Raw genomic sequence first — 25,411 nt, 5'->3', positions numbered from 1 at the left:
ACTCATCGAAAATATAGATCTCATAAGGTAGTGAAGATATGACCCGTAGGGGATTCGAACCCCTGTTACCTCCGTGAAAGGGAGGTGTCTTAACCCCTTGACCAACGGGCCTTAATAACAAGTTGTCTTTCTTGGCGACAAGAATGAGTATACCACAGGACAATTTGAACTTGCAATACTTTTTTTGAAATTTATTTTTCAAGCCTTTTTGTCCATTGCATACTGCTCTTCAGAGCCATTATTAGCCACCTCCCCATTCATGCCAATGTCACCCCCGTGCAGGAACAATGTAAATCATCTATTAAAATACTTAAAAAAACTTACATTCACTTATAATATTGCAAATGACATTAAGAATACTTATAATTAAAGTATCAGTATAAGTACGGTCATCCATACACTCGGAGGTGACATATTTGTTTCAAGAAGAACGAATGCAGCTCATTGTTGAACATCTACGCAAACACAATCGCATCTCAGCCGATGATATTGTCGCCTTGTTTGATGTATCACGGGATACTGCACGCAGGGATCTGATTAAGCTTGAGGAACAGGATGCCATTATCCGAACACGTGGCGGCGCGATTCTCCCCCCTCCTCCGCAAGAATTCAGATCCTACAAAGACCGTTTACTCGATGTATCTGAGGAAAAGAGAGCCATCGGCAAGCTCGCTGCGGCCATTGTAAGACAAGGCGAGATCATTATTCTGGACTCTTCCACGACTGTGCAGGCCTGTGCCGAGAACTTAAACGGCAAATCCTGTACCGTCATTACTAATTCGATTCATTCCGCTGATCTTCTCTCCAATCACACTGCTGTCCAGATTCGTTTGCTCGGAGGCAAAGTAGATAAGGAACAACGTTATGTCTACGGTACCTCTGTTATCGAGACCCTCTCCCACTATTATGTAGATAAAGCCTTTATCGGAATTGGCGGAATCACCATGGATGGCTTCAGTGCTTCCGAAGAGGAAGGGAAAATTAAACACCAAATGATGAAAGCTGCCAAGAAAGTTGTTATTCTTGCAGATCAATCCAAGTTTGATAGACGTTATGGTTATCGTTTTGCCGACTGGTCATTGGTGGATGTATTGATTACGGATCAATGGCCAACCAAAGAATGGCTTGTTTTTCTAGCCGAACAACAGGTTGAGATTCTCATTCCTGAACCTACAGATGATAAGGAGTTGTAAATATATGAAATTATTTGCCACAGATTTAGATGGAACTTTGTTGAACATAGATAGCCAGATTAGCCCGGAGAATGCCGCAGCCATCCAAAAGGCCCAGCAATCCGGTATGAAAGTTACCATTGCAACAGGACGTGTCTATTCCGATGTTGTGACCATCAGCCGCGAAGGTGGAATCAAAACCCCAATTATCGGCTCCAATGGAGCGACAATTCATGACGCAGACGGTGAACGTTTATTCCATCTTCCGCTCGAGCGTGACACAGCAGCTTCCGTCATGCAGTGGCTGGAAGATCATGATGTCTATTATGAGGCTTCAACGCAACAAGGTATCTATGCCCCGCGTAGCAGTCATGAGACCTTGCTCGCCGAGATGGAACGTGTTCTGGGTTCGAACCCTGGTGAGGACATTGAACGCATGATTCGGGGCATTAAGAAACACTATGACAAAAAAGACTACCACCGTGTAAACAGCCACCTCGAAATTCCGGCAGAAGCCTACATCTATAATATTATGGCCTTCTCCATGAATCCGGACAAAGTAAAGACAGGACGAGAATACTTCGCTTCCCGATCCGATGTCGCTATGGTTGTATCCTTTGAGCATAACTTTGAAATGCAGCACCCGGACGTATCCAAAGGTAATGCCCTCACCAAACTGGCGGCTCACCTGAACATCGCCATGGAAGATACAGTAGCGATTGGTGATAACTTCAACGATGTCTCCATGTTAAAAATGGCAGGACTTGGCATCGCCATGGGTAATGGCGAACCCGAAATCCAGGCATTAGCCAAAGCCATAACGCTGACCAATGTGGAGCACGGTGTTGCCCATGCCATCGAGTGCCTGCTTAAAGGTAAACCGGTGTCCCGTCCAGAAACGATTGTCGGAGAAGGTCAGTAATTGAAGCCATACTGAATTAAGCACTGAACCTGCATGGTCACTTGTTGATCCATGCAGGTTCTCTTCATTTTAACTCAGCAGATCGAACATGAGTCTATCTTTACTATTACCCAATCTTTCCCTGACTATATAGGTTGAACTTCCACTCAGGTCAATTCTCTGCCCGAAAATTACTCCCTTGTCTCTCTCCCAATCCGTAATAATGTCTGAAATTATATAGCAGTGGATGCCATTCCTCCGGATTAATCTTGTTCGGTCCAGATATCATGCGGGTGTGCGCGTGCACCTTCACCGCTTTCACTTCGACAATCGCCATGAACGGTGTATGTTCGGGAGTACGTATGTGTTGTACAGCCGCTTCAATCTGGAGCGGACATTCAACTATTTTATCTGGAGCCACTTGAACCGAGCATTCAGATGTCAGTTCAGCCACAGTGAATTTATCATGACAATATTCATAGCCCATCTTCCTTTTCTCCTCAGGAACCGGGGTAACTCCCGTATAACGGCCCAATGCTTCAACCTGTTTCCACATAGATGCATCCGGCAAATTAATCACACACTCCGGATGTCGACTCAGATTTTCATAGGCTTTGCCCTGTGTACCTAGACCAAGAACCAGACAGTCTCCGAGCGCCCAAGACGAAGATAATGGTGACAGGTTGGTTGACCCATCCTCATTTAATGTGCTTAGCAGTAATACAGGCGTGCCATAATATAAAATACTGGGATTAATCGTTTCATGTTGAATCACTGCTGGACTCTCGGACAACTGCTCTGTAGCAAAGTCCTGTTTCGTTATCTTTTTCATCCTGTACCTCTCCTGTTCCCATTCCAATGCTTTATAAGCTCAATCTGACCCATATGGGACGATACAACTCGATTGTAATACAGTAATAGTTCAGGTATGATCGAAGTATGAATGTATATCCGAATATTACTATTATTGCGTCGTTAATCGCTGATCCAAGTCGCTCCATTTTTCTGTCATCCTTACTGGATGGCCGTGCGTTGCCCGCAGGAGAGCTTGCTCATATGGCAAGTGTCACTCCCCAGACGGCAAGCAGCCATCTAGCTAAACTCGTAGAGGGAGGATTACTCGAAGTTGAACAACAAGGGCGCCACCGATACTACCGTATTGCAAACAAAGAAATTGCTAATCTGATTGAAAGCATGGCCAGTATTGCCCCGCCTGTACAGATCCGCTCTCTCAAACAATCCGATCAGCTTCAACAACTGAGTCATGCACGGACCTGTTATGGTCATCTGGCCGGGAAATTGGGAATCTCGCTCTGTGAAGCCTTCGTACAGAAGGGGTATCTTTCAGACCCCGAAGAGGCACACAGCAAGGATTATCAAGTTACAGAGAAAGGAATGCAGTGGTTCAACGCGTTCGGAATTAAACTTCAAGTGAAACCGGAGTCACGGCGGGCCATCGCTCGCAAATGTCTGGATTGGAGCGAACGCCGCCATCATCTCTCAGGTGTGCTTGGCGAACAGCTAAGGCAACGATTATCGGAACTGGACTGGATTCGACAAAAAACAGGAAGTCGCTCTGTCGAAGTAACGGAAGCAGGCAAGAAAGGTTTATACGAGGTGTTGAACATTTCACTTTAGGCTGAAGCGTACACCAGGGATAAGCAAAGATGAATAAACGCTAAAAATCCCCTTCACACTGACCGTTAACCGGTCTAATGTGAAGAGGATTTTTAGTGCAATCTGGACGGAGAAAGAGGGGTACTCTCCCTTCGTTCGAGACTGTGAAGTATTGCTAACGAAGCTTATGCTCCGACGAACCTTTAGGGTTCTCATCCCTTTGCAGAGAAGTTTAATTCAGAACGGAGAGAGAGGGATTCGAACCCTCGCACCGCTTACGCAGTCTAACCCCTTAGCAGAGGGTCCCCTTATAGCCACTTGGGTATCTCTCCAAGAAATGGCTCCCCGAACAGGGCTCGAACCTGTGACAACTCGATTAACAGTCGAGTGCTCTACCAACTGAGCTATCAGGGAAAATGATCTTGAATAAGATTAATCTATCATGATTAATAATCCAAGTCAACATGCCTTTCATCACTTTCTTATGCGTAGCAAACAATGCACACATCAGATATTCTGAAGGCTCAGCTTTCCCGCGCAACGACCACAACGGTAACGCTTCGGATCTATTTTCCGCTTGCGCAAATATTCCGTACCACAGCTCTTGCACACCAGCTTATAACGATATGGAAGCGGCTTTCTACCTTTGCCGTCAGGAAGTGATTGGCAGTAACGCGAGCCGCCTACCTTCTGCAATAAAGCTTTGAATTCCGGGTCCCGATGCTGATAGCCGCGCCCACGAATATGCAGATGATAGTGACACAGCTCATGTTTGATAATTTTTTCAACCTCATCCCGCCCGTATGCTTCGAGCTGATGCGGATTGATCTCAATCCGGTGACTTTTGAGCATATAACGTCCACCCGTCGTGGTCAGGCGACTGTTAAACAACGCTTCATGGGTGAACGGCACTCCGAAATGATCCAGTGATACCTGTTCAATCCATTGTTGCAATTCCTCATTTTCCATCGGTATCCTCTCCTTGCACCCCCTCGGAGCATTTGTTTTTCCGGCATAATACTTGAATTTTAACCGTTTCGTAGGCTACACTGTCAAGTAGAATGTATGAGGGGAGATTATTACTCGTTATGCCTAAAATGCGCTATGTCATCCTGCAGCAGGAACAACAATTGCAGTTCGTGGAAATGCCGGCAGATTACGCCTATCAACTCAGTGCGCTCAACCTGCGCCTGCACAAGGAAATTGATAAACTCACTGCAGCAGATGTACCTGTCCTGCCTTGGGCGATCGCCGAATGTGACAGCCTCGATCTCCTGAACGAAAATCTTACTATCATCGGCGGCCTTGATTATATCAATGCGCTTGAAGAATCTTTTGCAGCACTACGTGAAAGCCATTATCCTTTGATTTCTCTGCTTACCGAAATCCGGGCTCTTCAGGCCCAATTGGAACAATGGTATGAAGAAGAGATGGAAGCTCTCTAATTCACCTCAGGTATCATTTTATAATGATGAGAACGAAAAGCACATCTCCCTGAATTGGGATTTGTGCTTTTTTTGTGTGATTGAGATATTGATTTGCCGAAGGCCTCCACTTATCCCGCACAGTCCAGGCTATTGCCACATATGCTAACGTACAGATGAATTATGCAAGAGGAGGAGATACCCTTGCCTCAATGGCTTTGCAATCAACTGATGCGTGCATTTCACAAAAAGGACAGCAGGCAAATCAAGTTGCTGAACGAATGCTGGTTCTTTTATCGTAACAAACCAGCAAATGGCACACCACGCAGCGCGGAAAACGAACTTTAAGAGGTTGTTCATAAAAGTCTGCATCGGGTTCCGAAGGATGGCCTTTTGAACACGCACTTTAAGAAAATGCACATATTGCCTACCCTACTTACTAAAGGAATTAGAACGGACAACGGGACTATTACTGTCGACAACAAACAGCCTTCCTGGTCAGGGAAGGCTGTTCTCCAATCCTACTATTTAAGAAGACTGTTGCGCAGAAGCAGGCTTCTTCATCGTAAGGCCGACACGGCCTTTTTTGGTATCCACATTCATAACCCAGACCGTTACATTATCCCCGACAGATACAACATCCATCGGATGTTTAACATATCCGTTGCTGAGCTGTGAGATATGGACAAGCCCATCACTCTTGATTCCAATATCAACAAAGGCTCCAAAATCAATTACGTTCCGAACCGTACCTTGCAGCTCCATACCTTCTACAAGATCCTCAATTTTCAATACATCTGTACGGAAGATTGGCAACGGCATTTCTTCACGCGGGTCACGCCCCGGACGCTGCAAGCTGTCCAGAATGTCACGCAATGTAGGCACACCTACGTCCAGTTTCGCAGCCAATTCCCCTGGCTGTTGCTCCGACAGTAACACCGACAGTTCCTTGCTGCCCAACTTGTCCAGTGTAACCTGAAGCTCCTTGAACAGCTGATCCACAACCTTGTAGGACTCTGGGTGAATCGGTGTACGGTCCAGCGGGTTCTCACCCTCACCAATACGCATAAATCCTACGCACTGCTCATAGGTTTTCGCACCCAGACGTGGCACCTTCTGAAGCTGACGGCGGTTCGTGAACCGGCCATTCTCTTCGCGGTACTTCACGATGTTTTTGGCAATCGTAGCGTTAACTCCGGCAACATATGACAGCAACGAAGGTGAAGCGGTATTCACATCCACGCCTACATGGTTAACTGCGGATTCCACGACAGCCTTCAGGCTTTCTTCGAGAATCTTCTGGGATACGTCATGCTGATATTGACCCACGCCAATGGCTTTTGGATCAATCTTAACCAACTCCGCCAGCGGATCTTGTACCCGGCGAGCAATGGAAGCTGCACTGCGCTCTGCAACATCCAGATCAGGGAACTCTTCCTGGGCCAGCTTGGATGCAGAATATACGCTCGCGCCTGCTTCGTTAACAATCAGATACACAAGACTTTCATCACCGTTCTCCTGAATGATCTCGGCAACAAACTGCTCCGTTTCACGTGATCCGGTACCATTACCAATGACGATCAGTCCGATATCATATTGCTTGATCATCCGATGGAATACTTCCGCAGCTTCACGTTTCTTGTTGTGTGGTGGCGTTGGGTAGGTCACCGCCACTTCCAGCAGCTTGCCCGTATCATCCACTACAGCCAGTTTACAACCGGTACGATAGGCAGGATCGACACCCAGCACACGTTTGCCATGAATCGGTGGTTGAAGCAACAGATTACGCAGATTGGCCGAGAATACCGATATGGCCTGATTTTCACCTTTTTCCGTGAGTTCTCCACGAACTTCACGCTCAATGGAAGGCGCAATCAGCCGCTTGTATGCATCTTCAATCACATCACGCAGGATATCCTGCACAGCAGAAGCACCACGAATGATCTGTCCTTCCATATGACGATGGGCCGGTTCTGCCTGTACGTCCAGGCCAACTTTCAGAATATTCTCACGTTCCCCGCGATTAATCGCGAGAATACGGTGTGGAGGCATCTTTTTGGCTAGTTCACGGTAATCATAATAATTCTCGTACACGGACTCCTCTTGAGCATCCTTCGCTTCCGAAGTCAGCATGCCGTGATCCAAGGTGTACCGACGAATCCAGGCACGAATGGCAGCATCATCTGCGATGTTCTCCGCGAGAATGTCTTTGGCTCCCTGAAGCGCCGACTCCGCATCTTCTACACCCAGTTCAGCATTGATATATTTCGCAGCTTCCTGGAGTGCATCTCCTTGTTTCGGTTGACCCCAGATCCAACCAGCAAGGGGTTCAAGACCTTTTTCCTTGGCCACGCTGGCACGCGTTTTCCGCTTCTGACGGTATGGTCGATATAGATCTTCCACTTCCTGCAGCTTCACAGCCTGGGTAATGGATTGCTTCAGTTCTCCGGTCAGTTTGCCCTGTTCCTCTATAATACGGATGACTTCCAATTTGCGATCCTCAAGATTGCGCAGATAAACAATGCGTTCTTCAATCGATCGCAGCTGGTTCTCATCCAGCTCTCCAGTCATTTCTTTACGGTAGCGGGCGATAAATGGAATCGTATTGCCTTCGTCCAGAAGCTCCGACGTTGTGCGGACCTGCTTCAAGGACAGTGACAGTTCCTTGGCTACCTGTTTGATGATTCGTTCATGGCGTTCTGCCTTTATTGTTTCTTCATTGGGTTCCAGAACCGTTTCCTGTTCAGACAAAATAAATCCCTCTTTCCTTCCTGAATCGTTCGTTACAATCATTTCAGGGCAGCTTTGCTGCTGTAATTACAGTATAGTTGAACCATTTGTTTCTTTCACTCTACCCTATATTATCACAGAATCACGTCCAGATTTCCATCAATCCGCAAGCATACAGGTTCTGACAGAATGATGTCATCCTCCAGCCTTCCCCAATACGTCAAAAAAAGACCGAAAAACGTCATCACAACGCTCCTCGGTCTTTCCGTTTAGAACTTTATATCCATTTGTAATCTATACGCGTTCAAACCGGAACATTTCGCTCAGATAGTCTCCTGATGCACTGCCTACCGAAATACCACCATACATGAGGGCATCGCCGGTAAAGGTCTCCGATCCGCCTTTCAGACGATAATCCGCATCCGGGTCCAATCCTTTCAGCTTCAGCCGCTGAAGTGGCGCATTAGGCTCAGAGAGCACGCGGAAGTAGAATACCACGGCTTCGCTTCCGTCTGGTGCAATAAACATCCATGCTGTCTCATTGCCTTCAAACGGACTGAGCAAGCGACGGAATGTTCCATATTGAACCGTTCCACGGATCTCCTTGTACAGCTCAACCTGCGCTTTCACGATGTTGTTCTCTTCCTCCGTGAATTTTGTCAGATCCAGCTCATACCCGAAGTTGCCCGACATCGCAACATGTCCCCGAATCTCAAGAGAAGTGATCCGGTTGACCTGATGATTCGGTACCGCTGAGATATGCGATCCCATCGAACTTACCGGGTATACAAGACTCGTACCGTATTGAATCCGCAGACGAGATATGGCATCCGTGTTATCACTTGTCCAAGTCTGTGGCATGTAATACAGCATACCTGGATCGAAGCGGCCACCACCACCTGAACAGCTCTCGAACAGAATATTCGGGAACGCCGAAGTGATTCGTTCCATGACGTCATACAACCCCAACATGTAACGATGCGCGGTCTCACGCTGTCTGTCTGCCGTAAGCAATGCAGAACCCACTTCCGTCATATTACGGTTCATGTCCCATTTCACATAAGTGATTGGTGCAGAACCAAGTACGTCTGTTAACATGCGCACAATCTCATCACGTACATCCTGACGAGAGAAATCGAGTACCAGTTGTTGACGTCCTTCTGTCCGGCGACGATCAGGCACATGCAGACACCAGTCTGGGTGCGCACGGTACAGCTCACTGTCTGGTGAGATCATCTCGGGCTCAAACCACAATCCAAACTGCATGTCCAGACCTGTTACGCGGTTAGCCAGATCATCCAGTCCCTGTGGCAATTTGTTCTTATCGACAATCCAGTCGCCCAGCGAGGAGTTGTCACTGTCCCGGTGTCCAAACCAGCCATCATCCAAGACAAACAGCTCAATACCCAGCTTCTGTCCAGCACGAGCGATCTGTTCAATCTTGTCTGCGTCAAAAACAAAGTAAGTCGCTTCCCAGTTATTAACTAACACCGGACGCTCCGCATTACGGAATTTGCCACGTGCCAGACGCTCCCGATACAATTCGTGGTAGGACTGTGACATGCCGTCCAAACCTGCAGCCGAGTACACCATAACCGTCTCAGGTGTCTGGAACGCTTCTTGCGGCTCCAGCTTCCAGCTGAACTCGAACGGGTTGATCCCGAGCGATACACGTGTGGTGTGGAACTGATCCACTTCAGCCTGTGCAGTGAAGCTGCCACTATAGACGAGACTGAATCCGTAGACTTCACCCTGGTCTTCATCCGTGCCTGGTGTCATCAGCGCAATAAAAGGATTCTGCTGGTGACTGCTTGAACCGCGACGGCTCTCGATCCCTTGCAGGCCTGACGCAAGTGGTCTGCGAACGATATCACGTTCCCGTGTCCAAGCCCCTGACAATTGCAACAATTCATAATCAGCATGCGGGAAATCGACCGATGAACTGAGCGCACGCGCCACATTCACTGAGGTAGCGCTCTCATTAACGATACGCATGGAGCGTGTAATCGCATTAAATGCCGTAAAGGCTGTATAAGAAAGCTCGATCTTGATACCAGCGACGCGGTCTTCCAACTCAATAACCAGTGTCTCTGCTTCATCATCGGATTCAACATACGTTGCTGGCAGTCCCGTAAGCGCTGCTTTTCCTTTGATCAATCGATGACCTGTATACGTAAACTCCGAAACCGTTGAGCCATTCTCAAGTTCCAATTGGATTGCCGGATTACGGAAATCACTTGTGCCATACACTGGCAATTCCACAGGCAACGTATCGAAGGAGATCGTACGATCCTCTGGTACCGGGTTAGGGCTAAAGGACGCTCGTTCTGTCCGTACATGCAACCAGCTCAGATCGGTGTCGCGTAATTTTTTGCCATAATACAAATGCACCAAATATCCTGAAGGCAGTACCTGAAATACGTAACTGGCCTCACGGGTCTGTAAATGAAATTGAAGTTTCTCCTGATTGATGTAAATGCTCATATGTCTCCTCCACCTCTATATATAGGTCTTTCGGGTAAACGGTTTCTCAGGTTTCATTATAGCGAAAAGATCGCCAATGTTCTACGCTTTCATCAAGCTTTAACCAAAAGAGCGCATAACAGCCCGAAGGATGTCATACGCTCTTTTGGTTACAGTCTGAATTCAGTGTGTTCCCTTACAGGAACATCCATTGCCAACGGACGGCAGGGCAGCGTACAAGACGCTGGTTGCTGCCTTAAAAATCGATTAAACCAAGGCTGATCTGTAAGGCTTCGTTGACCAATTTCATGGTCTCCTCGTCCAGATGAGTAATCTTGTCAGTCAGCCTCTGTTTATCAATCGTCCGTATTTGTTCGAGCAAAATAACCGAGTCCCGGTCAAAGCCGTGGGCCGCCGCATCAATTTCCACATGCGTTGGCAGCTTTGCCTTCTGGATCTGGGCGGTGATCGCCGCCACAATACAAGTTGGACTGAACCGGTTGCCGATATCATTCTGGATCACCAGAACCGGCCTGACTCCACCTTGCTCGGAACCGACAACGGGAGAAAGATCCGCAAAAAAAACGTCACCACGTTTTACGATCAATGTCTACACCCCGCTAACTAAGCGGTCCAGAGTGCTGTCCGCATCTTCCTCCGCATGAAAGGCTTCGGATGCCATGGTCAGATTAATTTTAGCCATCTCCATGTATCCCCGCTGCATCGTTTCACGGATGTAACGTTTCTTACGCTCCGTCAAATACAGCTTCATAGCCTGCCTAATCAATTCGCTGCGATTGGAATTCTCCAGCGCTACGATGCCATCCACTTCCTGCAAAAGATAATCAGGTAAACTGATCATGATCCGCTTGGTGTTCTGCAAGTTGGCCACCTTTCTTCCACCCCCACAAACCTTTCGCCATTGTGAACCAGTATTACGTTTTTCCAGAACTTTTATACAAAGGAATATATATGCCCCGAGTATATCAAGTATGCTGTACTCCATTATAAACACGGGGAACAATATTCGTACAGACCAAACATCTCATTTCAGGATATTAAATCCTTATCGTCATACAACATTCGAGATGCTCCGACAGTTTTCCTTCTGTTCTGAAAAAAATTTTATTGGTAATGACGTCCAGTTTACCTGTCAGGATGTCAAAAGTGGATTGATTCTGGCGACTACTGCTCCCCCGCGGGTATATACCCGTGGAATGCGATGCGCCATCATGCAGATCACCTCATAAGCAATCGTACCAAGCTGGATTGCCACCTCGTCTGCGGTTATTACGCCACCAGACTGATGACCAATGAGGACAACCTCTTCGCCGACTTGAATTTCTTCCGCCTCTTCTGCGAAAGATTGTAACGACACCATACACTGATCCATGCAGATCGTACCGACGACAGGGACGCGGCGGCCGCGTACAAGCACTTGTGCTTTACCTGTCAGCATTCTGGAGAATCCATCTGCATATCCGATCGGCAGGGTCGCTATTCGTTCGTACCCTTGCGTAAAATAACGGGTTCCGTAACTGATCCCCCAATGGGGCGGCAGTGTTTTGACCAGAACCGCCTTTGTCTTCAGCGTCAATACCGGGGACAGCTTCACCACCTGATGATTCACCTCAGCCGAAGGATACAGTCCGTACAGGCTTATTCCCACACGCACCATGTCATAGGACAATTCCGGTGTATCAATAGCAGCGGCGCTATTCGCCGTATGTATAATCGGGATGGAACATCCCTGATCCCTGAGCGCATGAACCACGCTTTGGAACCGTCTATACTGCTCCAATGTATAGTTTTTGTCTTCTTCATCTGCTCTGGCAAAATGGGTAAACAGGCCTTCCAGCATCACCTGATTGAGCGAAGCTACTTCCTGTATGAAAGCCAATGCCTCATCGCCAGGCAACAGACCTAATCGGCCCATGCCGCTGTCGATTTTAATATGAACCTTCAGTTTGTTAGCGAATGTGCTCGCATCCAGATGTCGAATGGCGTCAAGCACTTCCCTGCTGAACAGTGTGACGGTCACATCATGTTGCCATGCAACAGCGATCCCTTCAGGCGGCGTATATCCCAGTACCAGGATTGGAATCGTAATCCCATGTTGTCGCAGTTCCAGAGCTTCGTCAAGAAAAGCCACACTTAAGTAATCCACACCCACTCGTTCCAGTTCTCTAGCCGTCTCCACCGCTCCGTGTCCATAGGCATTGGCCTTCACACAGGCGAGGAATTTCATGCCCTGAGGCAATGCCTCGCGGAAAGCTTCTACGTTAGTACACAAATGATCCAAATTGATCTCCGCTTGGGTCGGCCGATATTGTCCTTGCACGTTAAGTCACCTTCTCTAATCATTCTTAATCCGGCTCACGTCAGACTCCATCGTAATGCTCCTGCATGTGACTGTCAAATGAACCGAAGTTTCGCATTCCAAAATAGATGTAAGGTGCGCCGTTTGAGGAACTAATGCGAACACAGAAGAAGACCGATAAGCGAGATTGGCAGGGCAAAATTCCATTTTCCACCCCGGCAAAATCTGCTTATATCGACTATTTACCCGGTTCCTTCTGCGTAGAAGCGCGTTTTGCATTATTGGGTGTATCGGGTAAGAAAAACGGCGCCAGATGAATACCTGTCTTACATCAAAGCAAAGCACCGGAGAACGGGTCTCCGATGCTTCTTAGCATTCCTTATGTTTATGCTACTATTCGTTCATTGGTTCAAAAATCATTTGCCTGACTCTTCCTGCATCGATGTTGCAATGCGTACCATTTCGTTATCAGGCAGGTCGGCACTGGTGATCCGATATTCTATCCCATCTGTCGTCCATGTCAGTGTCTGCAGTGCATCTCCGCTGACCATTCCTAGTGTGAATCCTAGATCCAGTACACGGGATGGGGCAAGCGACACAGCTCGATCCTGTGGTCTGGCTTCGAATATCGTGTAATTATATGTTCCTTCATAACGAAGCATAACCGAATAGTCTCCCGCCTCTTCCAGAATCTGATCATCCTTGAGCTGCACACCTTCCGGCGCATAGGTCGGCTGAATTACGCCAAAGCTGTCTGGACCTTCCGGTTCAGCGATTGTTGGTTCTTCGCCTTCCTGACCTGATGCAGCACCTTCTGTACCTTGCTGCTCCGTATCACCACCTACACCTGTCTGTCCATCAGTGACAGCTCCATCAGGTTCAGGCGCAGTCTGAGGATTGGCAGGTTCTTTACCGCCCTCATTCCCGGTTTGCTCCGCAGGAGTCACACCGGAGTCCGTTTCATTTTTGCCGCCTTCTTCTGAAGCTGCTGTCATGTTACGTTGCATGTCAAAGGCATCTTTCTCAAATTCAGTCCCGAATTTGAAGGAGTCAAATTTGACATCGACTACAACATTGGCATTGGAGTCGGATACCTCCACCTGTTTAGGTGCATAATCACTTTTATTCAGCCAGATTTTCTGTCTGACAAGTGCGTGTGTATTATAATTGGCAGCTACATCAAATACATAACTCTCCTTCTCATCCGCAAACTGGCGGGTTGTATCCCCCGTAATGCTCCGAATCAATGTTTCATAGAGATATACCTGTCCCTGATTATCTGGCCAATTGCTCTGAAACCGGAAGCTTTTGTTCTGGCTCGGCGTCAAAACAAACACGCCTTCATCGTTACGCAGCACAATCTGTGTTACATCCTTTTTGGCATTCGTTAACGCAATACGATAATAGGAAGGCTTCTGATGCCATACCTCGACCTTGTACTGCTGCGGCGTATCTCCGGTATGCAGCGTCATCACGCCTGCCCCCTGGTAACTTTCCATCTCTCCTACGACTTCGTTCAGATCTTTGACCACAGCTGCCGCATCCTTCTTCCCGCAGGCGGCAAGTAAGGCCGATAAGACCAATACCATGGCAAGCATCCATGATATTCGGCGCATGACATCATCCCCTTTAGCACATGTTTTCACTTCAGGATTGTGCTTGCAGCAGAACCCCTACTTGATTAGTACATGTTATGAGGGACTCGTTCGATATATGCGGACTAGTTTGACAAGCAATCGGTGAAATCAGTTAATACGGCATTGCTACGCTTGCATAGTCCTACCACAACGGAATATACACCGGATAACTTCCATCCTCTTCAGCGGCGCCAGGGTTTCTCTTCACCCACAATCTACGCAGATCAGGCAGACCATACCCCGCAAGACGATAATCTCGCAACGAATCATGATGGGCGTGTTCTTCCCTGAAGCTGTACGTGGGCAGAAGCAATGCCTCCTGAATCAGTCGATCTTCTAACCGAATCAATCTATTCAACCGCTCCGCAGGTTCCTGGATCATGACCACTCGTCCACATTCCTGTTCCAGTTCAAGTCTCCAGTAATCATTCATCGCAATCAGGAATAACGTGTTCTGGAAGGTGAACATCGTCACGAGACTCAGCACGACATGATCATTGAAGACTTCTCCTGTATAGATCAGATCACAATCCCCAAACCCATCTTGATAGACTGCATGGAGCGGATCTCCCGGCATAATATTGATCTGTAGGCCAATCTGTTTACATCTCTCTGCAAACCAGACCATATCTGACTCCATCTTCTCGCCTTCTTCCACCCACAGGCTTAAACTCTGCCCTTCGGGTTGAGTTACAACGCTGCTGCCCTCCTCGGCAGTCTCGGGTTAACCATTGGAGCCTTTCTGCCCTCCTATGCGATGGCTGGTCTGTATATCCTGATGGGGCTTGGAGCGCTCATCATTTTCCGAATGTTACTTCGGAAGGCAGAGGAACAGAATCAACATCTGCCGTGTGCAGATGCATCTTGATTTCACTTTTCCGGCAACAAAATAATCATCCAAGAGAGCCCAGCAGGCTCTCTTTTTCATATCCATTATCAACGTTTAGAAGTAAATTATCTTTAACATTTTGTATATTATAGTTTACATTTAGTCGAATATCATGTACATTATGTTCATGGAGGTGAGCAAGTGGAAGAATTACACAATCACGTTCGGGAGTTACGAGCCAGAGACCGGCTATCCCAAGCAGAACTGGCCAAACTCATTGGTGCATCCCGTCAAACCATTGCCCTGATTGAGCGTGGAGATTACTCTCCGTCGGTCGTTCTGGCACTCAAAATAGCCCATGTATTTCGTGAACCTGTCGAAAAAATCTTTGAACTGAAAGGTGGAGATTAAAATGAAAAATTCATCATCCTCGTCCATTAAGAAGCGGTTGCGTCTTCCCTTGTATGCAGCAGGTGGTGCTGTAGTCGGTTTTCTCGGAGCCAGCGGAATCAACAAAATTCCATCTAATTTGAACTGGACGCTGTCCGTTTACTATGACTATGATCTTTTATTTGCATTACTGGCTGCTTCAGTGGTGGTTATGATGTTGTGGAACACTCTCAGTCTTGTTCGTACGCCATCGGTGCCTCCAACGGAAGATGAGGTGTATGGAGATTCTGACTCACTCACCTCTCCCGCTGAGCGTTCCCTCGGAAAAGCGATGATCCTCAGCGGATTGAGCGTTATTGTTGCGTTTACCTGGGTCGCACTTGCTCTGTCCTTAAACGCTTCCAACAGAAACATGCCGAATTTTCCCGAACTGTTTAACCTTTTGAATCTCTTTGCTGCGTGTATCTCTATTATCATCGTCGTTGTACTGCAAACACTGACTGTGAAGCGATACAATCGCTATTTCCCTGATCGCGCACTGGATCTGAATTCACGCAACATGAAGAAGGATCACTTTGAGAAACTGGATGAAGGTGAGAAATGGATCGTATACCGTGCAGCCTATCGTTCCTTCCAAATGATGAACATTTTGCTTGGGATCGGCATGGTCTCCATGGTGTTATATTCAGCCCTCTTTACCTTTGCTCCATTCCCAATTGTAATGCTCTCTGTGATCTGGATTGCCAACATCGGAATCTATTATCGTGAAACCTATCGTGCGAGTAATCAGTAATACATGAGTAGGTAACTATTTTGTAAATATTTTCATAAAGGAGTGTTTGCATGCATTTATCCAAACGAAAGACCCGTTTCAGGTTCACCTCCCTAACAGGAGCTCTCATGGCTGTGGTTCTGTCTCTCAGTCTGTGGGTACCCGCAGTTCAGGCGGAGACCGCAACTCCAGTAGCTGCTGAACAAGGAAAGACAAAAGCGCTGACAACTGAATCGGCTACAGCATTTCTGGATTCATTCTTCGATTCACCTGAGGCAAAGCCCCATTATGTGGGAGCCTCCGTTGTTGTTGTGAAGGATGGCAAAGTTCTGGCTGAAAAAGGATACGGCTATGCGGATCAGGAGAACAAAACGCCTATCGATCCGAAAAATACCGCCTTCCGTGTAGCCTCAGTCTCCAAAACATTCACGTCAGCAGCCGTCATGCAGCTGGTGGAGCAAGGCAAGGTTGATCTGCAAGCTGATTTTCAGACCTATGTGAAAGGGCTCGAATTTGATAATCCTTTTGACAAACCTGTAACTGTGGAGAACCTGCTCACACACACGACCGGATTCGAGATTCGTGATCCGCAGCAGGAAGACATCCATACTGATTTCGACAAGTACATAGCGATGGAGGATTACGCACAGCAACACATGCCTCCTGTCGTTCGAGAACCTGGTAGCGCCTACATGTACGATAATTTTTCGTTTTTGCTACTTGGCATGATTGCCCAGAATGTAAGCGGTGAACCCTTTGAATCCTACATGCAACAACATATTTTCAAACCGCTGGGAATGGATAACAGCAGCTTTACGCTGGACAAAAAGTTCCAAAAGCAGCTAGCTACAGGCTATGATGCGGCACACAATCCGCTTGATCTGTACACCATCTCTCCAACACCAATGCCTCAAGGTGGCATGTTGTCTACCGCTGAGGACATCGGGAAGTTCATGATTGCGTTCCTGAATGATGGCGTGAAGGACAACAAGCGTATTCTCAAGGAATCCACGGTGAAAAGCATGGAACAGTACCGTTCCTCCATTCATCCACTGTTACCAAACACCACGTATGGATTCGAAGCTGCATTTCAGCTTCCCGGAGCAGGAAGTAGTCCAAATATCATTACAAAAGGAGGCGACCTGACCGGATTCAGCTCTTATCTCTTCCTTATTCCCGAGCAAAATACAGGCGTTTTCCTGACGTATAATCAAAATGGAGCACTTCGTAATCTGTTCTACCCTGCATTCATTCAAAATTTCTTCCCGCAATATGCAGAGCCTGTACAGTTCAAGGAATACACGCCGCAATCCGCAGCTGAGTTACAACGCTTCACCGGATTGTACGCGGATCTGCGAATTAGCACGATCGTCAGCTCCCTGAAAAATGGCGGTACAGAGCCTGGACAACTGAGCATTTCGGACGTTTTTCTAGGTCAACGCAACCTGATTCAAGTGGAAGATCATCTCTTCAAAGATGAATTGACCGGTCAATTCACAGCATTCAAGAAAAATGCTGATGGAACCATCTATATGAAAGAACCTTACCTCAACCCTATGGGTTATGAGAAAAAAGGACAAAAGCCGATGGGCTTCCGGGATGTTCGTGAGAACAGCCCGTATGCTGAAGCAATCTATGCAATACAATCTCTTGGATATTATGAGAATGATGCTAACAAGTCGTTCCAACCGAAATCAGCTGTGACACGAGCTGAATTTGTTGAGAACACGCTTAAACTGAGTGGGTTGAAGCCCAGCAAAACAACGCCTCCTGCAGGCACCGACTGGGCCGACCATGCAGCAGCCGGATATATTCAACTTGGATATGAAATGGGTATGATTACTGGCAAGGACGAACAACAGTTTAAGCCGGATCAGGTGATTATCCGACAGGAAGCCATGGTCATGATGTGGAGAATTCTGCAACTGCAATATCCTAGTGAACTGTTCACGGATGTCAAACTTGCGGGACACACGGACCCATGGGCTGTACCAGCCGTTCAGATGATGGCAAAGCTTGGTATCCATGGACCTGAGGTGAAGGTAATGGAGGATGGTTCTGTTGATTTCCTTTCCCGCAAACCTCTGATTCGTCAGGAAGAGGCTGCGATTATGTATGCATTGCTTACCCAACCAACAGATCAAATCGTCGCTGAACTGATGGCTGCTCAGCAGCCGCAAGCAGAACCTGCTGAAGAAGCCCAAGCTACAGAAGAGACATCTCAAACTGCACCGGTTCCATCACCAGCGACGGTCCCTTCTGCGACTTCAGCACAGTAAAAATAAAATATCTTCATACGGACTTAGATTTATCATGCTCACAATGAAGAAAAAACAGGCTTGTTCAGAAGGGTAAGATCCTTCTCGAACAAGCCTGTTTCGTTACTTTTCATAACTTATTATAAAAATCTGTTACTGAGTCTGAGTTATATCCGTCTCTATCCGATCAACGAAGATACATGGTGGTTCCCGTTGCGCTGATCAAACTTGGCTGCAGCGGTCTGAGCATGCCCCCCAAAGTAATCGGCCAGCTTGAGCAGGTCGCCTGGATCGCCTTCATACGGGAAGGACGCTGGCAGACGCAATCGGTATTCCGGAGATTCTTCCGCCCAGCGGCGAAGCAACGATGCTGCTCTGGCGTAGAACAACATTTTGGCGTAAGGATCTTCATGATCGGCAGCGAACACCAGTGTTTCCTCCAGCACATCAATGCCTTTTGCCGGGTTCGTACGTGTGAGATAATCCATCTGCTCCGCAAAACTCTGCACAAAATCGTTCTGGCCTTTAATCAGGCGATATCCCTTGGTCTGATGTTTATCTGCTTCCGCAGTCCGCCCCAACCGATATAGCGGCATCAAAATTTCAGACAAAGTCAGATGCGGAATCTCCGCACAGCTCATACGCCCTTTCAGGATAGGCTGTGCCACTTCCAACACCTTCTCATCGTCTCCTTTTAACAAGAAATATCGCATAATCTCATCCTGCTCACAGGCTTCGCAATCACTCATAAAGTCACGATCCATCGTTCTGAATCGATCATAACTGCGTCCCGCTTCCTCCAGCTCCCCAAAATCCATAAAGATCCGGAACCGATAATACCAGTAGGAGCGTTCGCTGTATCCGTACGACTTGAAACGCCGTCCGAAATCCTCCAACAGCTCCAGGATCTTCTCGCGTGATATTTCCGGGAAGTCGGGCATCTTGCCCAATATCCATTTGTACGACCACATTAACGTTTCTTCATCATATTCTTCGGGCTGTTGGTCGAACTTGCCCAGCTGCCAGGAAAAAGCAATCAGTGCTTTCATCGGATAACCGCAGAATGTTGCTGTCTCCACAATCTCCGATCTTGCTTCGTATGCCTCTTCTTCCATGCCGTTCACATCGGCAACTCTTGCCGCTTCCTCCAGCATACCAAGCTTCGCCGGACCATTGGGCAAGCCATAGGCCTCGTCCATCAGTTCTTCAAAATCCATCTCTGTCTTCATCAGGCATCCCCCTTACGATCTGTATTTGCACGTAAACCCCAATCTATAAAACGAACAATGCCCTGATTTAACACTTCAAGCTCCTGCTTGCTCATGGCATAATGCCCCATCATCAGTGCATTGACGTATAACATTTCGATGGCAATCGGTGTCATCTGATCATCCGGAGATGTCAGTACCCGCTGAATGATCGGATTACTCACGTTCAAATACAAGGTTGAGTACCCTGCTGAACTCATGTTAGAAGATAATGAACCCAGAACAGACGAGAACAATTCCGTGCTCTCCTCGCTTGCTTTTTCCAGCGCACGAAGTGTTGAGGATTCCTGAGACAGCGTGAACAACACCGGCAGATCCGATGGCTTGAAACCTTTCACCTCAGCCCGACAACGGAAGCGCTGTAAGGCAGAATCGGCAAGTCGCAACGCATCATAATATTGATTGCGTTCAGCGGGAGGTACATCGGTGAAGCTCATCGAGACCTGATCCGGCTGTAGCCGCTCGGTGTGTACGTTGTGCACAGTCATCGGCAGTGTCGCCATCAACTCGCTGTCATAGATGTAACCACCATTAATCACCAGCATCGATTGTGCGGATGCCACATGATGAATCTGACGGTACTCATCAACAGAGGATGTGAAATACAACGTCTCTCCTTCATCGATGAGCTCACCCAGTTCACGGTGGCCCCTCGTGCTCTCAAAAGGCAGCCAGCGATGAATCATCGCGTAGAATGCCTGATCCTGCACAGCCAGTGCCTTCATGGACAGAGCATGCAGACGAATCAGCTTCTGTAACCGTTCCGTCTGGCTCTCAGCCATGTCGGCCAGTCCCTTGCGAAGTGCGTCTCCGAGTTCGGAGCGAACTTCCTCCAGCTTTTCATTTTCATAAAAATGTTCTCGTGATGCCGTCGGTTGAAGCTCATCTGTCCAGATCAGACATTTCACGAAGAACGCCCACTCTGGCAAAATGTTCTCAGCCTTCTCCGAAATCAGCATTCGCTTCAGGTAAACCCGATGAGAACGCTTGGCATTCAGATTAACCGCGTGTGGCAGTACAAAAGCAATACCCCCGGTACAGCCTGAAGCTGTCGTCAACGGAATGAAGTCCTGGAACTGCTCGCCAAGCAGACGTTCACCAAATGCCAATACCTCCGCTCTGCGTGAACGTGCGAGTGCAGGGTCCATCAGCCAGATCGGTGTCTCGCTGTTGACCACATCTTGCGCGCCGTCAAGATGCAGCGTGACCGGATACGGCAATAACGCTCCATAATAGAACAGAGCTTCTTTCACATACTCTGGTTCAAAGTAGTGCGACGCGTCCGGTGTGCAACGCAGATATACTTTGGTCCCCGGGGACAGCTGTGTGTCCAGCTGTCGAATCGTATAGGTACCATCCGGCTTGCCCCGCCACTCCATCGAAGGGCCGCCCTTCGCGGATTGCGTCAGCATGACGATTTCATGACTTACCATGAAACAGGATAACAACCCAATCCCGAAACGCCCGATAAACGAAGTCTCTCCATCCAGCAGCGCTTGCTGCCCCCTCTTTGAGGATTGTCCAATCATCGCCAGAAATTCATGGATGTCAGCTTCAGTCAAGCCGATGCCGTTGTCCTCCACCATCATGGTCCGTTGCTCACCTGTTCCTGTCAGTTCAACACGCACTTCACCCCGATACCCTGGCTCCGCCTCCGTTCGTGCGGTAATCGCATCCGTCGCATTCTGCATCAGTTCGCGCAAGAACACTTTAGGACTGCTATATAGATGGTTGGATAAAATCTGGATCATCCCGCTCAGGTTCACTTGAAAACGATATTCATTGGATGCTGTCATGACTCACTCACCTTCCTCTACGTCTAAACACAATATGTACCCATACGATGTATTCAAATGGATGTGTTAGACGAATTCATTATGTAATCGTTAGAAACAGACGTTCCCCGTGACAGGCACGCCAAAACATAACGCCAAGCCGGCCCTGGATAACCAAGACCGGCGTTATATGCATATTTCAGGCAATCATGGGACGTATGCCCTTATCTTTCATTACCACGTTATGAATAGCAATGAAACGGATGTTCTACCCTAAAATAAGGATACATGTTACAAGGCAGAGTGAAAACAAACCTGAGACCCGATTTCAGACAGACTTCAGGGTAAATGTGCATCTTACATTCGGGACTATTGAAGGAGGAATAGATCTTTTTTGTCGTCCATTTGAACGATATCAGCCTACCACACGTATAATCTCCAAACTCAGATCGGACGGTGAATATACATGATCGAAGTACGCAACATATCCAAGCAATTCAAGGTGCATCAAGCACTGCATGATGTCAGTTTCACAGTTGAACAAGGCAGTGTCACCGGGTTGATTGGACCCAACGGTTCGGGCAAAACCACACTGATCCGTATCATGAATGGGGTCTTGGGCGCTTCCGGTGGACAAGTAACCATTAACGGATTGGACGCCGCTCGTGAGGCGGAGAAAGTACTGGCCATGTGTGGCACCCTTACCGAGCAAAGTGGATTATATGAAAATATGAGCGGGCGTGACAATCTGACTTTCTTCGCAGATGTTTTTGGCCTGAAGCATGCCAAGAAACGAATCGACGAGCTTGTAACTATGTTCGAGTTGCAGGATTATCAGCATCGAAAAGTCGGCACCTATAGCACAGGCATGAAGAAACGTTTGGGCCTTGCACGAGTACTCCTGCACCGTCCTTCCATCCTGTTTCTGGATGAGCCCACCAATGGCCTGGATCCGGATGGAATTCAGATGGTACTGCGCATCATCCGTCAGTTAAATAAGGAAGAAAAGATGACAATTCTGGTCTCTTCCCATGTGCTGTCCCAGCTGTCAGCCGTCTGTGATCGTTATATTTTCCTGGAAAAGGGGCGCATCGTGGAGGAAGGCACGGAACAGGAGATTGTTAGCCGGTACCTTTCCACTCCGAAGCTCGAAGTAGAAGCCGACATGCCCGATGGATGGCACACGGCAACCGACTTTACGCCTGAAATCATCTCCGCACATCAAGCAGTATTTCAGCTTACATCGCGTGAAGATATTCCATTACTGCTAAGGCAATTAACGGAGCATGGTCAAGTCTATCAGGCCCGCATCACGGGCAGTGATCTGGAAAGTATCTATTTTGCCATAAGGGAGGCACACCACCATGAATAACCGCCAAGCCATAAGTGCACTGGTACGTAAAGATATCAGGTCCGTCACAGCCAGCGTTCAGCTCTGGTTGCCCATGTTGATCGTTCCACTGATTATCGGAATCATCATGCCCTCTGCTCTCCTGTGGGCGGCCTCCAGAATGGAACTTCGTTCTCTGGGCAACATCAGCTTTTTGCTCGAATCATTGGATGCATTAACCCATGGCGGACAGATACCTCAGCTTGCTTCCATGCCTACAGATAATCATCGTATTGTCTATTACTTGGCCATGTATATGTTCGCTCCCTTGTTTCTCATCATTCCGGTGATGGCCTCCAGTATTCTGACGGCCAATAGTTTCGCTGGTGAGAAAGAACGCAAGACGCTGGAAGGATTGTTGTTCACACCGATCAGCATGGATACTCTTTTTAAAGGCAAAGTGCTAGCTGCCCTGATCCCTTCTCTTCTATTATCCTGGGTTACTTTCCTGATCTATGGAATCATTGCCAATATTCTGATGTACCCCCTGTTTGGAACGTTGATGTTTCCCAATCTGAACTGGATCATACTTGTGGTGTGGGTTGTTCCCGCTTGCAGTCTTGTGGTGATTTTATTGAACGTGCTGATCTCGGCCAAGGTCCGTGGGTTCCAGGAAGCTTATCAGCTTGGCGGATTAATTGTCCTTCCCCTGATCGCCTTAGTCGCAGGTCAAGCCAGTGGCATGCTGCTGATTGGTCCTTGGATGTTACTCATGATTGGAGCAGTGCTCATGCTCATTAGTGTGGTTCTTCTTCGTTTCGTCACCCTATGGAATAGTCGTCAACAACTGGCGGAAAGTCAGATCTGAGTATTGTGCAGATGTCGTTGGTTGTTTATCATTCAGCTATCTTCGCTGCTCTGGTTGAATGTTATGTTATCACGATCAAGTCAGGCGGAGAATGCTTTGGGACGGGATTGGCAGCATCATGCGCAATTCGATTTCAGGTTTGAATGTGTATGAAATTCAATTTCATTCTCTTCTTTTTTTCAGGATTGAGATCTAACATATCTTCCATAGTTTACCGATATAACATAAGGAATTAACGACATACATATAGAAGAACGAAGGGGACGATGAACGAATGAAAACAGGGTATACATACTTACAACGCACCATCTGTACATTGCTGTTATTTACACTCATTGCAGCAGTGACATTGGGAGGTGGAACCGCAGCCCAGGCAGCTTCACTTAGCCAATCTACAGTGTATTATGAGTCCGATGGAGTTTTGTACAAAGTTTCCGCGGATGGCAGCAATACAACAGAAGTATTAATTGATTTCCAAGGGGTGGACTTGCTCGCGGCAGGCTCTTACCTCTACTATACGCAGACCGCTTCTTCCACAACATTGCTTCGGGTTCCGAATGACGGGTCCAGCGATGTGGCAGAGACATTTGCTACAGATGTACTCAGCTATTATACGGATAACGGATTCATCTATTATCTGGATGCTACAGGTACCATTTATCGCGCGAATGGCAATAATGACGCTTCAGCTGTCACCAAGATCGCTGACAAGGCGGATACCGACTTTCCGTTTCTCGTCGTAGCCAAAGGGCGTGCTTACTATAACGCACTGGTTAATGGAAACACGTGGATCGTGTCCAAAACGTCCAACGGTTCTGGAGCTGTGCAGCGGATTGCCGCAGGCGCAGTGGAAGGACGTTATTTTACGAATCAAGCCAAAAACGAACTGCAACTGATGGTCAATACAGACCCATACGAGGAGTTTTATTCCACCAATGCTGTTGTCATGTATAAGGTGAATTACAACACTGGTAAAGCAACTGCGGTTAATCCCAAAGCCAAACTGGATGTGAATGCTGTATATTCCGGTGGTTGGGGAAACAATCTTTACGTGTATAACAAAGGAATTGTTCTCGACAGCAATAAGGATTACAATTATGCCAAAGGCAAAGCGTTTGCGTTAACAACTTCAGCCAAAACACTTCAGCTTCATAACAAAAGCGTTCGTGAAGTAAGTGCCTTAGGTACAGACAAGGTTGTCCTTATTGATGCAGACAAAAAGGCTTATGCCAAAACGGTCTCGGGCAACAAAGTGACCAAGTCTGCCAACCTGAACCTGAACAATGTAACGTATGTTGCGAATCAATTGACCAATGGTACATCTACGGCTGGATACATCTCGGGCAACAACGGACTCTATTCGGTCAATACAGCTCTCAAGGTAACCAAACTTACCGGGGACGAATGGGATGCATTCCATATCAGAGATGATGTTGCGGGCCTCTTCTACATCAATGCCAAAGATCAATATCGCTTGTATCACGTGCAAACGGGTGGAACAGGGAAAAAAGTAATGAGTGACGTTTTCCTCGACAATATTCTATTGGTGACACCGTACTAACATATCATGTTGATTCAGGCGTATAGCCCATTCAACGGACTTATCCATAACAAAAAGGATTACCTTGCAGCCATAATGAACCGCTCCCTGTAAAGT

The 25,411-nt window shown here is 47.6% G+C and carries 24 protein-coding genes and 3 tRNA genes; 13 read left to right on the top strand and 14 right to left on the bottom strand.

Annotated features, from left to right (window positions below):
* Window positions 1-39: 39 nt before the first annotated feature.
* Window positions 40-111: transfer RNA gene (locus J7E78_RS22625), tRNA-Glu, on the bottom strand.
* A gap of 305 nt (window positions 112-416) precedes the next feature.
* Between J7E78_RS22625 and J7E78_RS22620 the strand changes: the two genes are divergently transcribed.
* Entirely contained in the window at window positions 417-1,193 is a 777-nt protein-coding gene (locus J7E78_RS22620) for a DeoR/GlpR family DNA-binding transcription regulator (RefSeq protein WP_215078290.1), read from the top strand.
* 4 nt (window positions 1,194-1,197) lie between these two features.
* Entirely contained in the window at window positions 1,198-2,094 is an 897-nt protein-coding gene (locus J7E78_RS22615) for a Cof-type HAD-IIB family hydrolase (protein WP_215078289.1), read from the top strand.
* Window positions 2,095-2,245: 151 nt separating this feature from the next.
* Here J7E78_RS22615 and J7E78_RS22610 read toward each other — a convergent pair whose 3' ends face one another.
* Entirely contained in the window at window positions 2,246-2,905 is a 660-nt protein-coding gene (locus J7E78_RS22610; protein WP_251035198.1) for a flavin reductase family protein, read from the bottom strand.
* Between the two features lie 107 nt (window positions 2,906-3,012).
* Here J7E78_RS22610 and J7E78_RS22605 point away from each other — a divergent pair, with 107 nt between their 5' ends.
* Window positions 3,013-3,711 (top strand): ArsR/SmtB family transcription factor, encoded by a 699-nt coding sequence (locus J7E78_RS22605; RefSeq protein ID WP_215078288.1) that lies wholly within the window; start codon window positions 3,013-3,015, stop codon window positions 3,709-3,711.
* Between the two features lie 222 nt (window positions 3,712-3,933).
* Here the strand turns inward: J7E78_RS22605 and J7E78_RS22600 are convergent.
* The 3 genes from J7E78_RS22600 to J7E78_RS22590 form a co-directional block, all read right to left on the bottom strand.
* A tRNA-Ser gene (locus J7E78_RS22600) sits at window positions 3,934-4,022 on the bottom strand.
* 6 nt (window positions 4,023-4,028) lie between these two features.
* Window positions 4,029-4,104 (bottom strand) — tRNA-Asn (locus J7E78_RS22595).
* Between the two features lie 93 nt (window positions 4,105-4,197).
* Window positions 4,198-4,659 (bottom strand): SprT family protein, encoded by a 462-nt coding sequence (locus tag J7E78_RS22590; RefSeq protein ID WP_215078287.1) that lies wholly within the window; start codon window positions 4,657-4,659, stop codon window positions 4,198-4,200.
* Window positions 4,660-4,778: 119 nt separating this feature from the next.
* Between J7E78_RS22590 and J7E78_RS22585 the strand changes: the two genes are divergently transcribed.
* Window positions 4,779-5,135 carry a hydrolase/acyltransferase gene (locus J7E78_RS22585; RefSeq protein ID WP_215078286.1) on the top strand — a complete coding sequence of 119 codons (357 nt, stop codon included), beginning with the start codon at window positions 4,779-4,781 and terminating at the stop codon, window positions 5,133-5,135.
* 183 nt (window positions 5,136-5,318) lie between these two features.
* Window positions 5,319-5,462 carry a cortex morphogenetic protein CmpA gene (gene cmpA / locus J7E78_RS22580; RefSeq protein WP_017690033.1) on the top strand — a complete coding sequence of 48 codons (144 nt, stop codon included), beginning with the start codon at window positions 5,319-5,321 and terminating at the stop codon, window positions 5,460-5,462.
* A 180-nt stretch (window positions 5,463-5,642) separates the two neighbouring features.
* On the opposite strand, the gene J7E78_RS22575 is transcribed toward cmpA, so the two are convergent.
* From J7E78_RS22575 to alr, 5 genes are all read right to left on the bottom strand, one after another.
* Window positions 5,643-7,865: a Tex family protein gene (locus tag J7E78_RS22575; RefSeq protein ID WP_251035197.1), complete on the bottom strand. Its 2,223-nt coding sequence runs from the start codon at window positions 7,863-7,865 to the stop codon at window positions 5,643-5,645.
* A gap of 273 nt (window positions 7,866-8,138) precedes the next feature.
* Window positions 8,139-10,328, bottom strand: a complete 2,190-nt coding sequence (locus J7E78_RS22570) for an alpha-galactosidase (protein ID WP_215078285.1) — start codon at window positions 10,326-10,328, stop codon at window positions 8,139-8,141.
* A gap of 235 nt (window positions 10,329-10,563) precedes the next feature.
* Complete coding sequence (locus tag J7E78_RS22565) at window positions 10,564-10,914, bottom strand: type II toxin-antitoxin system PemK/MazF family toxin (protein ID WP_024630714.1); 351 nt, start codon at window positions 10,912-10,914, stop codon at window positions 10,564-10,566.
* 3 nt (window positions 10,915-10,917) lie between these two features.
* Window positions 10,918-11,199 (bottom strand): CopG family ribbon-helix-helix protein, encoded by a 282-nt coding sequence (locus tag J7E78_RS22560; RefSeq protein WP_017690037.1) that lies wholly within the window; start codon window positions 11,197-11,199, stop codon window positions 10,918-10,920.
* A gap of 261 nt (window positions 11,200-11,460) precedes the next feature.
* The gene (alr, locus tag J7E78_RS22555) at window positions 11,461-12,648 is read right to left on the bottom strand and encodes an alanine racemase (RefSeq protein ID WP_215078284.1); all 1,188 of its coding nucleotides are present in this window, start codon (window positions 12,646-12,648) and stop codon (window positions 11,461-11,463) included.
* 134 nt (window positions 12,649-12,782) lie between these two features.
* Between alr and J7E78_RS22550 the strand changes: the two genes are divergently transcribed.
* A complete protein-coding gene (locus J7E78_RS22550) occupies window positions 12,783-12,944 on the top strand; it encodes a hypothetical protein (protein ID WP_215078283.1) in 162 nt (53 codons plus the stop codon).
* A gap of 99 nt (window positions 12,945-13,043) precedes the next feature.
* Here J7E78_RS22550 and J7E78_RS22545 read toward each other — a convergent pair whose 3' ends face one another.
* The gene (locus J7E78_RS22545; protein ID WP_215078282.1) at window positions 13,044-14,243 is read right to left on the bottom strand and encodes an outer membrane lipoprotein-sorting protein; all 1,200 of its coding nucleotides are present in this window, start codon (window positions 14,241-14,243) and stop codon (window positions 13,044-13,046) included.
* A 163-nt stretch (window positions 14,244-14,406) separates the two neighbouring features.
* The gene (locus J7E78_RS22540) at window positions 14,407-14,904 is read right to left on the bottom strand and encodes a periplasmic substrate-binding domain-containing protein (RefSeq protein ID WP_215078281.1); all 498 of its coding nucleotides are present in this window, start codon (window positions 14,902-14,904) and stop codon (window positions 14,407-14,409) included.
* Between the two features lie 45 nt (window positions 14,905-14,949).
* On the opposite strand from J7E78_RS22540, the gene J7E78_RS22535 reads away from it, so the two are divergent.
* The 4 genes from J7E78_RS22535 to J7E78_RS22520 all read left to right on the top strand — a co-directional run bounded on the left by J7E78_RS22535 (window position 14,950) and on the right by J7E78_RS22520 (window position 18,534).
* Window positions 14,950-15,132 carry a hypothetical protein gene (locus J7E78_RS22535; RefSeq protein ID WP_215078280.1) on the top strand — a complete coding sequence of 61 codons (183 nt, stop codon included), beginning with the start codon at window positions 14,950-14,952 and terminating at the stop codon, window positions 15,130-15,132.
* A 162-nt stretch (window positions 15,133-15,294) separates the two neighbouring features.
* Entirely contained in the window at window positions 15,295-15,504 is a 210-nt protein-coding gene (locus J7E78_RS22530) for a helix-turn-helix transcriptional regulator (RefSeq protein WP_017690042.1), read from the top strand.
* Between the two features lies 1 nt (window position 15,505).
* On the top strand, window positions 15,506-16,276 hold the full coding sequence (locus J7E78_RS22525; protein ID WP_215078279.1) for a DUF3169 family protein: 771 nt from the start codon (window positions 15,506-15,508) through the stop codon (window positions 16,274-16,276).
* Between the two features lie 107 nt (window positions 16,277-16,383).
* Entirely contained in the window at window positions 16,384-18,534 is a 2,151-nt protein-coding gene (locus J7E78_RS22520; RefSeq protein ID WP_251035196.1) for a beta-lactamase family protein, read from the top strand.
* A gap of 158 nt (window positions 18,535-18,692) precedes the next feature.
* On the opposite strand, the gene J7E78_RS22515 is transcribed toward J7E78_RS22520, so the two are convergent.
* Together J7E78_RS22515 and J7E78_RS22510 are read right to left on the bottom strand one after the other, a co-directional pair.
* Entirely contained in the window at window positions 18,693-19,742 is a 1,050-nt protein-coding gene (locus tag J7E78_RS22515) for a hypothetical protein (protein ID WP_215078277.1), read from the bottom strand.
* Window positions 19,742-21,577, bottom strand: a complete 1,836-nt coding sequence (locus J7E78_RS22510; RefSeq protein ID WP_215078276.1) for an HSP90 family protein — start codon at window positions 21,575-21,577, stop codon at window positions 19,742-19,744. The genes J7E78_RS22515 and J7E78_RS22510 overlap by 1 nt, the downstream gene beginning before the upstream one ends.
* 445 nt (window positions 21,578-22,022) lie before the next feature.
* Here J7E78_RS22510 and J7E78_RS22505 point away from each other — a divergent pair, with 445 nt between their 5' ends.
* From J7E78_RS22505 to J7E78_RS22495, 3 genes are all read left to right on the top strand, one after another.
* Window positions 22,023-22,928 carry an ABC transporter ATP-binding protein gene (locus J7E78_RS22505; protein ID WP_215078275.1) on the top strand — a complete coding sequence of 302 codons (906 nt, stop codon included), beginning with the start codon at window positions 22,023-22,025 and terminating at the stop codon, window positions 22,926-22,928.
* Entirely contained in the window at window positions 22,921-23,754 is an 834-nt protein-coding gene (locus J7E78_RS22500; protein ID WP_215078274.1) for an ABC transporter permease subunit, read from the top strand. The genes J7E78_RS22505 and J7E78_RS22500 overlap by 8 nt, the downstream gene beginning before the upstream one ends.
* Window positions 23,755-24,028: 274 nt before the next feature.
* Window positions 24,029-25,315, top strand: a complete 1,287-nt coding sequence (locus J7E78_RS22495) for a DUF5050 domain-containing protein (protein WP_215078273.1) — start codon at window positions 24,029-24,031, stop codon at window positions 25,313-25,315.
* The last annotated feature ends 96 nt before the right edge of the window (window positions 25,316-25,411 follow it).

The sequence above is a fragment of the Paenibacillus polymyxa genome (assembly GCF_018614975.1).
Taxonomy (GTDB): domain Bacteria; phylum Bacillota; class Bacilli; order Paenibacillales; family Paenibacillaceae; genus Paenibacillus; species Paenibacillus polymyxa_E.
This window is presented reverse-complemented; position numbering and strand designations above follow the sequence as displayed.

What these genes read in the sequence shown, in the direction of transcription:
- J7E78_RS22505 (WP_215078275.1), top strand. Translation starts at nt 22,023, where the DNA reads ATGATCGAAGTACGCAACATATCCAAGCAATTCAAGGTGCATCAAGCA.
- J7E78_RS22605 (WP_215078288.1), top strand. Translation starts at nt 3,013, where the DNA reads ATGAATGTATATCCGAATATTACTATTATTGCGTCGTTAATCGCTGAT.
- J7E78_RS22525 (WP_215078279.1), top strand. Translation starts at nt 15,506, where the DNA reads ATGAAAAATTCATCATCCTCGTCCATTAAGAAGCGGTTGCGTCTTCCC.
- J7E78_RS22570 (WP_215078285.1), bottom strand. Translation starts at nt 10,328, where the DNA reads ATGAGCATTTACATCAATCAGGAGAAACTTCAATTTCATTTACAGACC.
- J7E78_RS22500 (WP_215078274.1), top strand. Translation starts at nt 22,921, where the DNA reads ATGAATAACCGCCAAGCCATAAGTGCACTGGTACGTAAAGATATCAGG.
- J7E78_RS22495 (WP_215078273.1), top strand. Translation starts at nt 24,029, where the DNA reads ATGAAAACAGGGTATACATACTTACAACGCACCATCTGTACATTGCTG.
- J7E78_RS22590 (WP_215078287.1), bottom strand. Translation starts at nt 4,659, where the DNA reads ATGGAAAATGAGGAATTGCAACAATGGATTGAACAGGTATCACTGGAT.
- J7E78_RS22520 (WP_251035196.1), top strand. Translation starts at nt 16,384, where the DNA reads ATGGCTGTGGTTCTGTCTCTCAGTCTGTGGGTACCCGCAGTTCAGGCG.
- J7E78_RS22545 (WP_215078282.1), bottom strand. Translation starts at nt 14,243, where the DNA reads ATGCGCCGAATATCATGGATGCTTGCCATGGTATTGGTCTTATCGGCC.
- J7E78_RS22615 (WP_215078289.1), top strand. Translation starts at nt 1,198, where the DNA reads ATGAAATTATTTGCCACAGATTTAGATGGAACTTTGTTGAACATAGAT.
- J7E78_RS22550 (WP_215078283.1), top strand. Translation starts at nt 12,783, where the DNA reads ATGCGAACACAGAAGAAGACCGATAAGCGAGATTGGCAGGGCAAAATT.
- J7E78_RS22610 (WP_251035198.1), bottom strand. Translation starts at nt 2,905, where the DNA reads ATGAAAAAGATAACGAAACAGGACTTTGCTACAGAGCAGTTGTCCGAG.
- J7E78_RS22510 (WP_215078276.1), bottom strand. Translation starts at nt 21,577, where the DNA reads ATGACAGCATCCAATGAATATCGTTTTCAAGTGAACCTGAGCGGGATG.
- J7E78_RS22585 (WP_215078286.1), top strand. Translation starts at nt 4,779, where the DNA reads ATGCCTAAAATGCGCTATGTCATCCTGCAGCAGGAACAACAATTGCAG.
- J7E78_RS22515 (WP_215078277.1), bottom strand. Translation starts at nt 19,742, where the DNA reads ATGAAGACAGAGATGGATTTTGAAGAACTGATGGACGAGGCCTATGGC.
- J7E78_RS22540 (WP_215078281.1), bottom strand. Translation starts at nt 14,904, where the DNA reads ATGGAGTCAGATATGGTCTGGTTTGCAGAGAGATGTAAACAGATTGGC.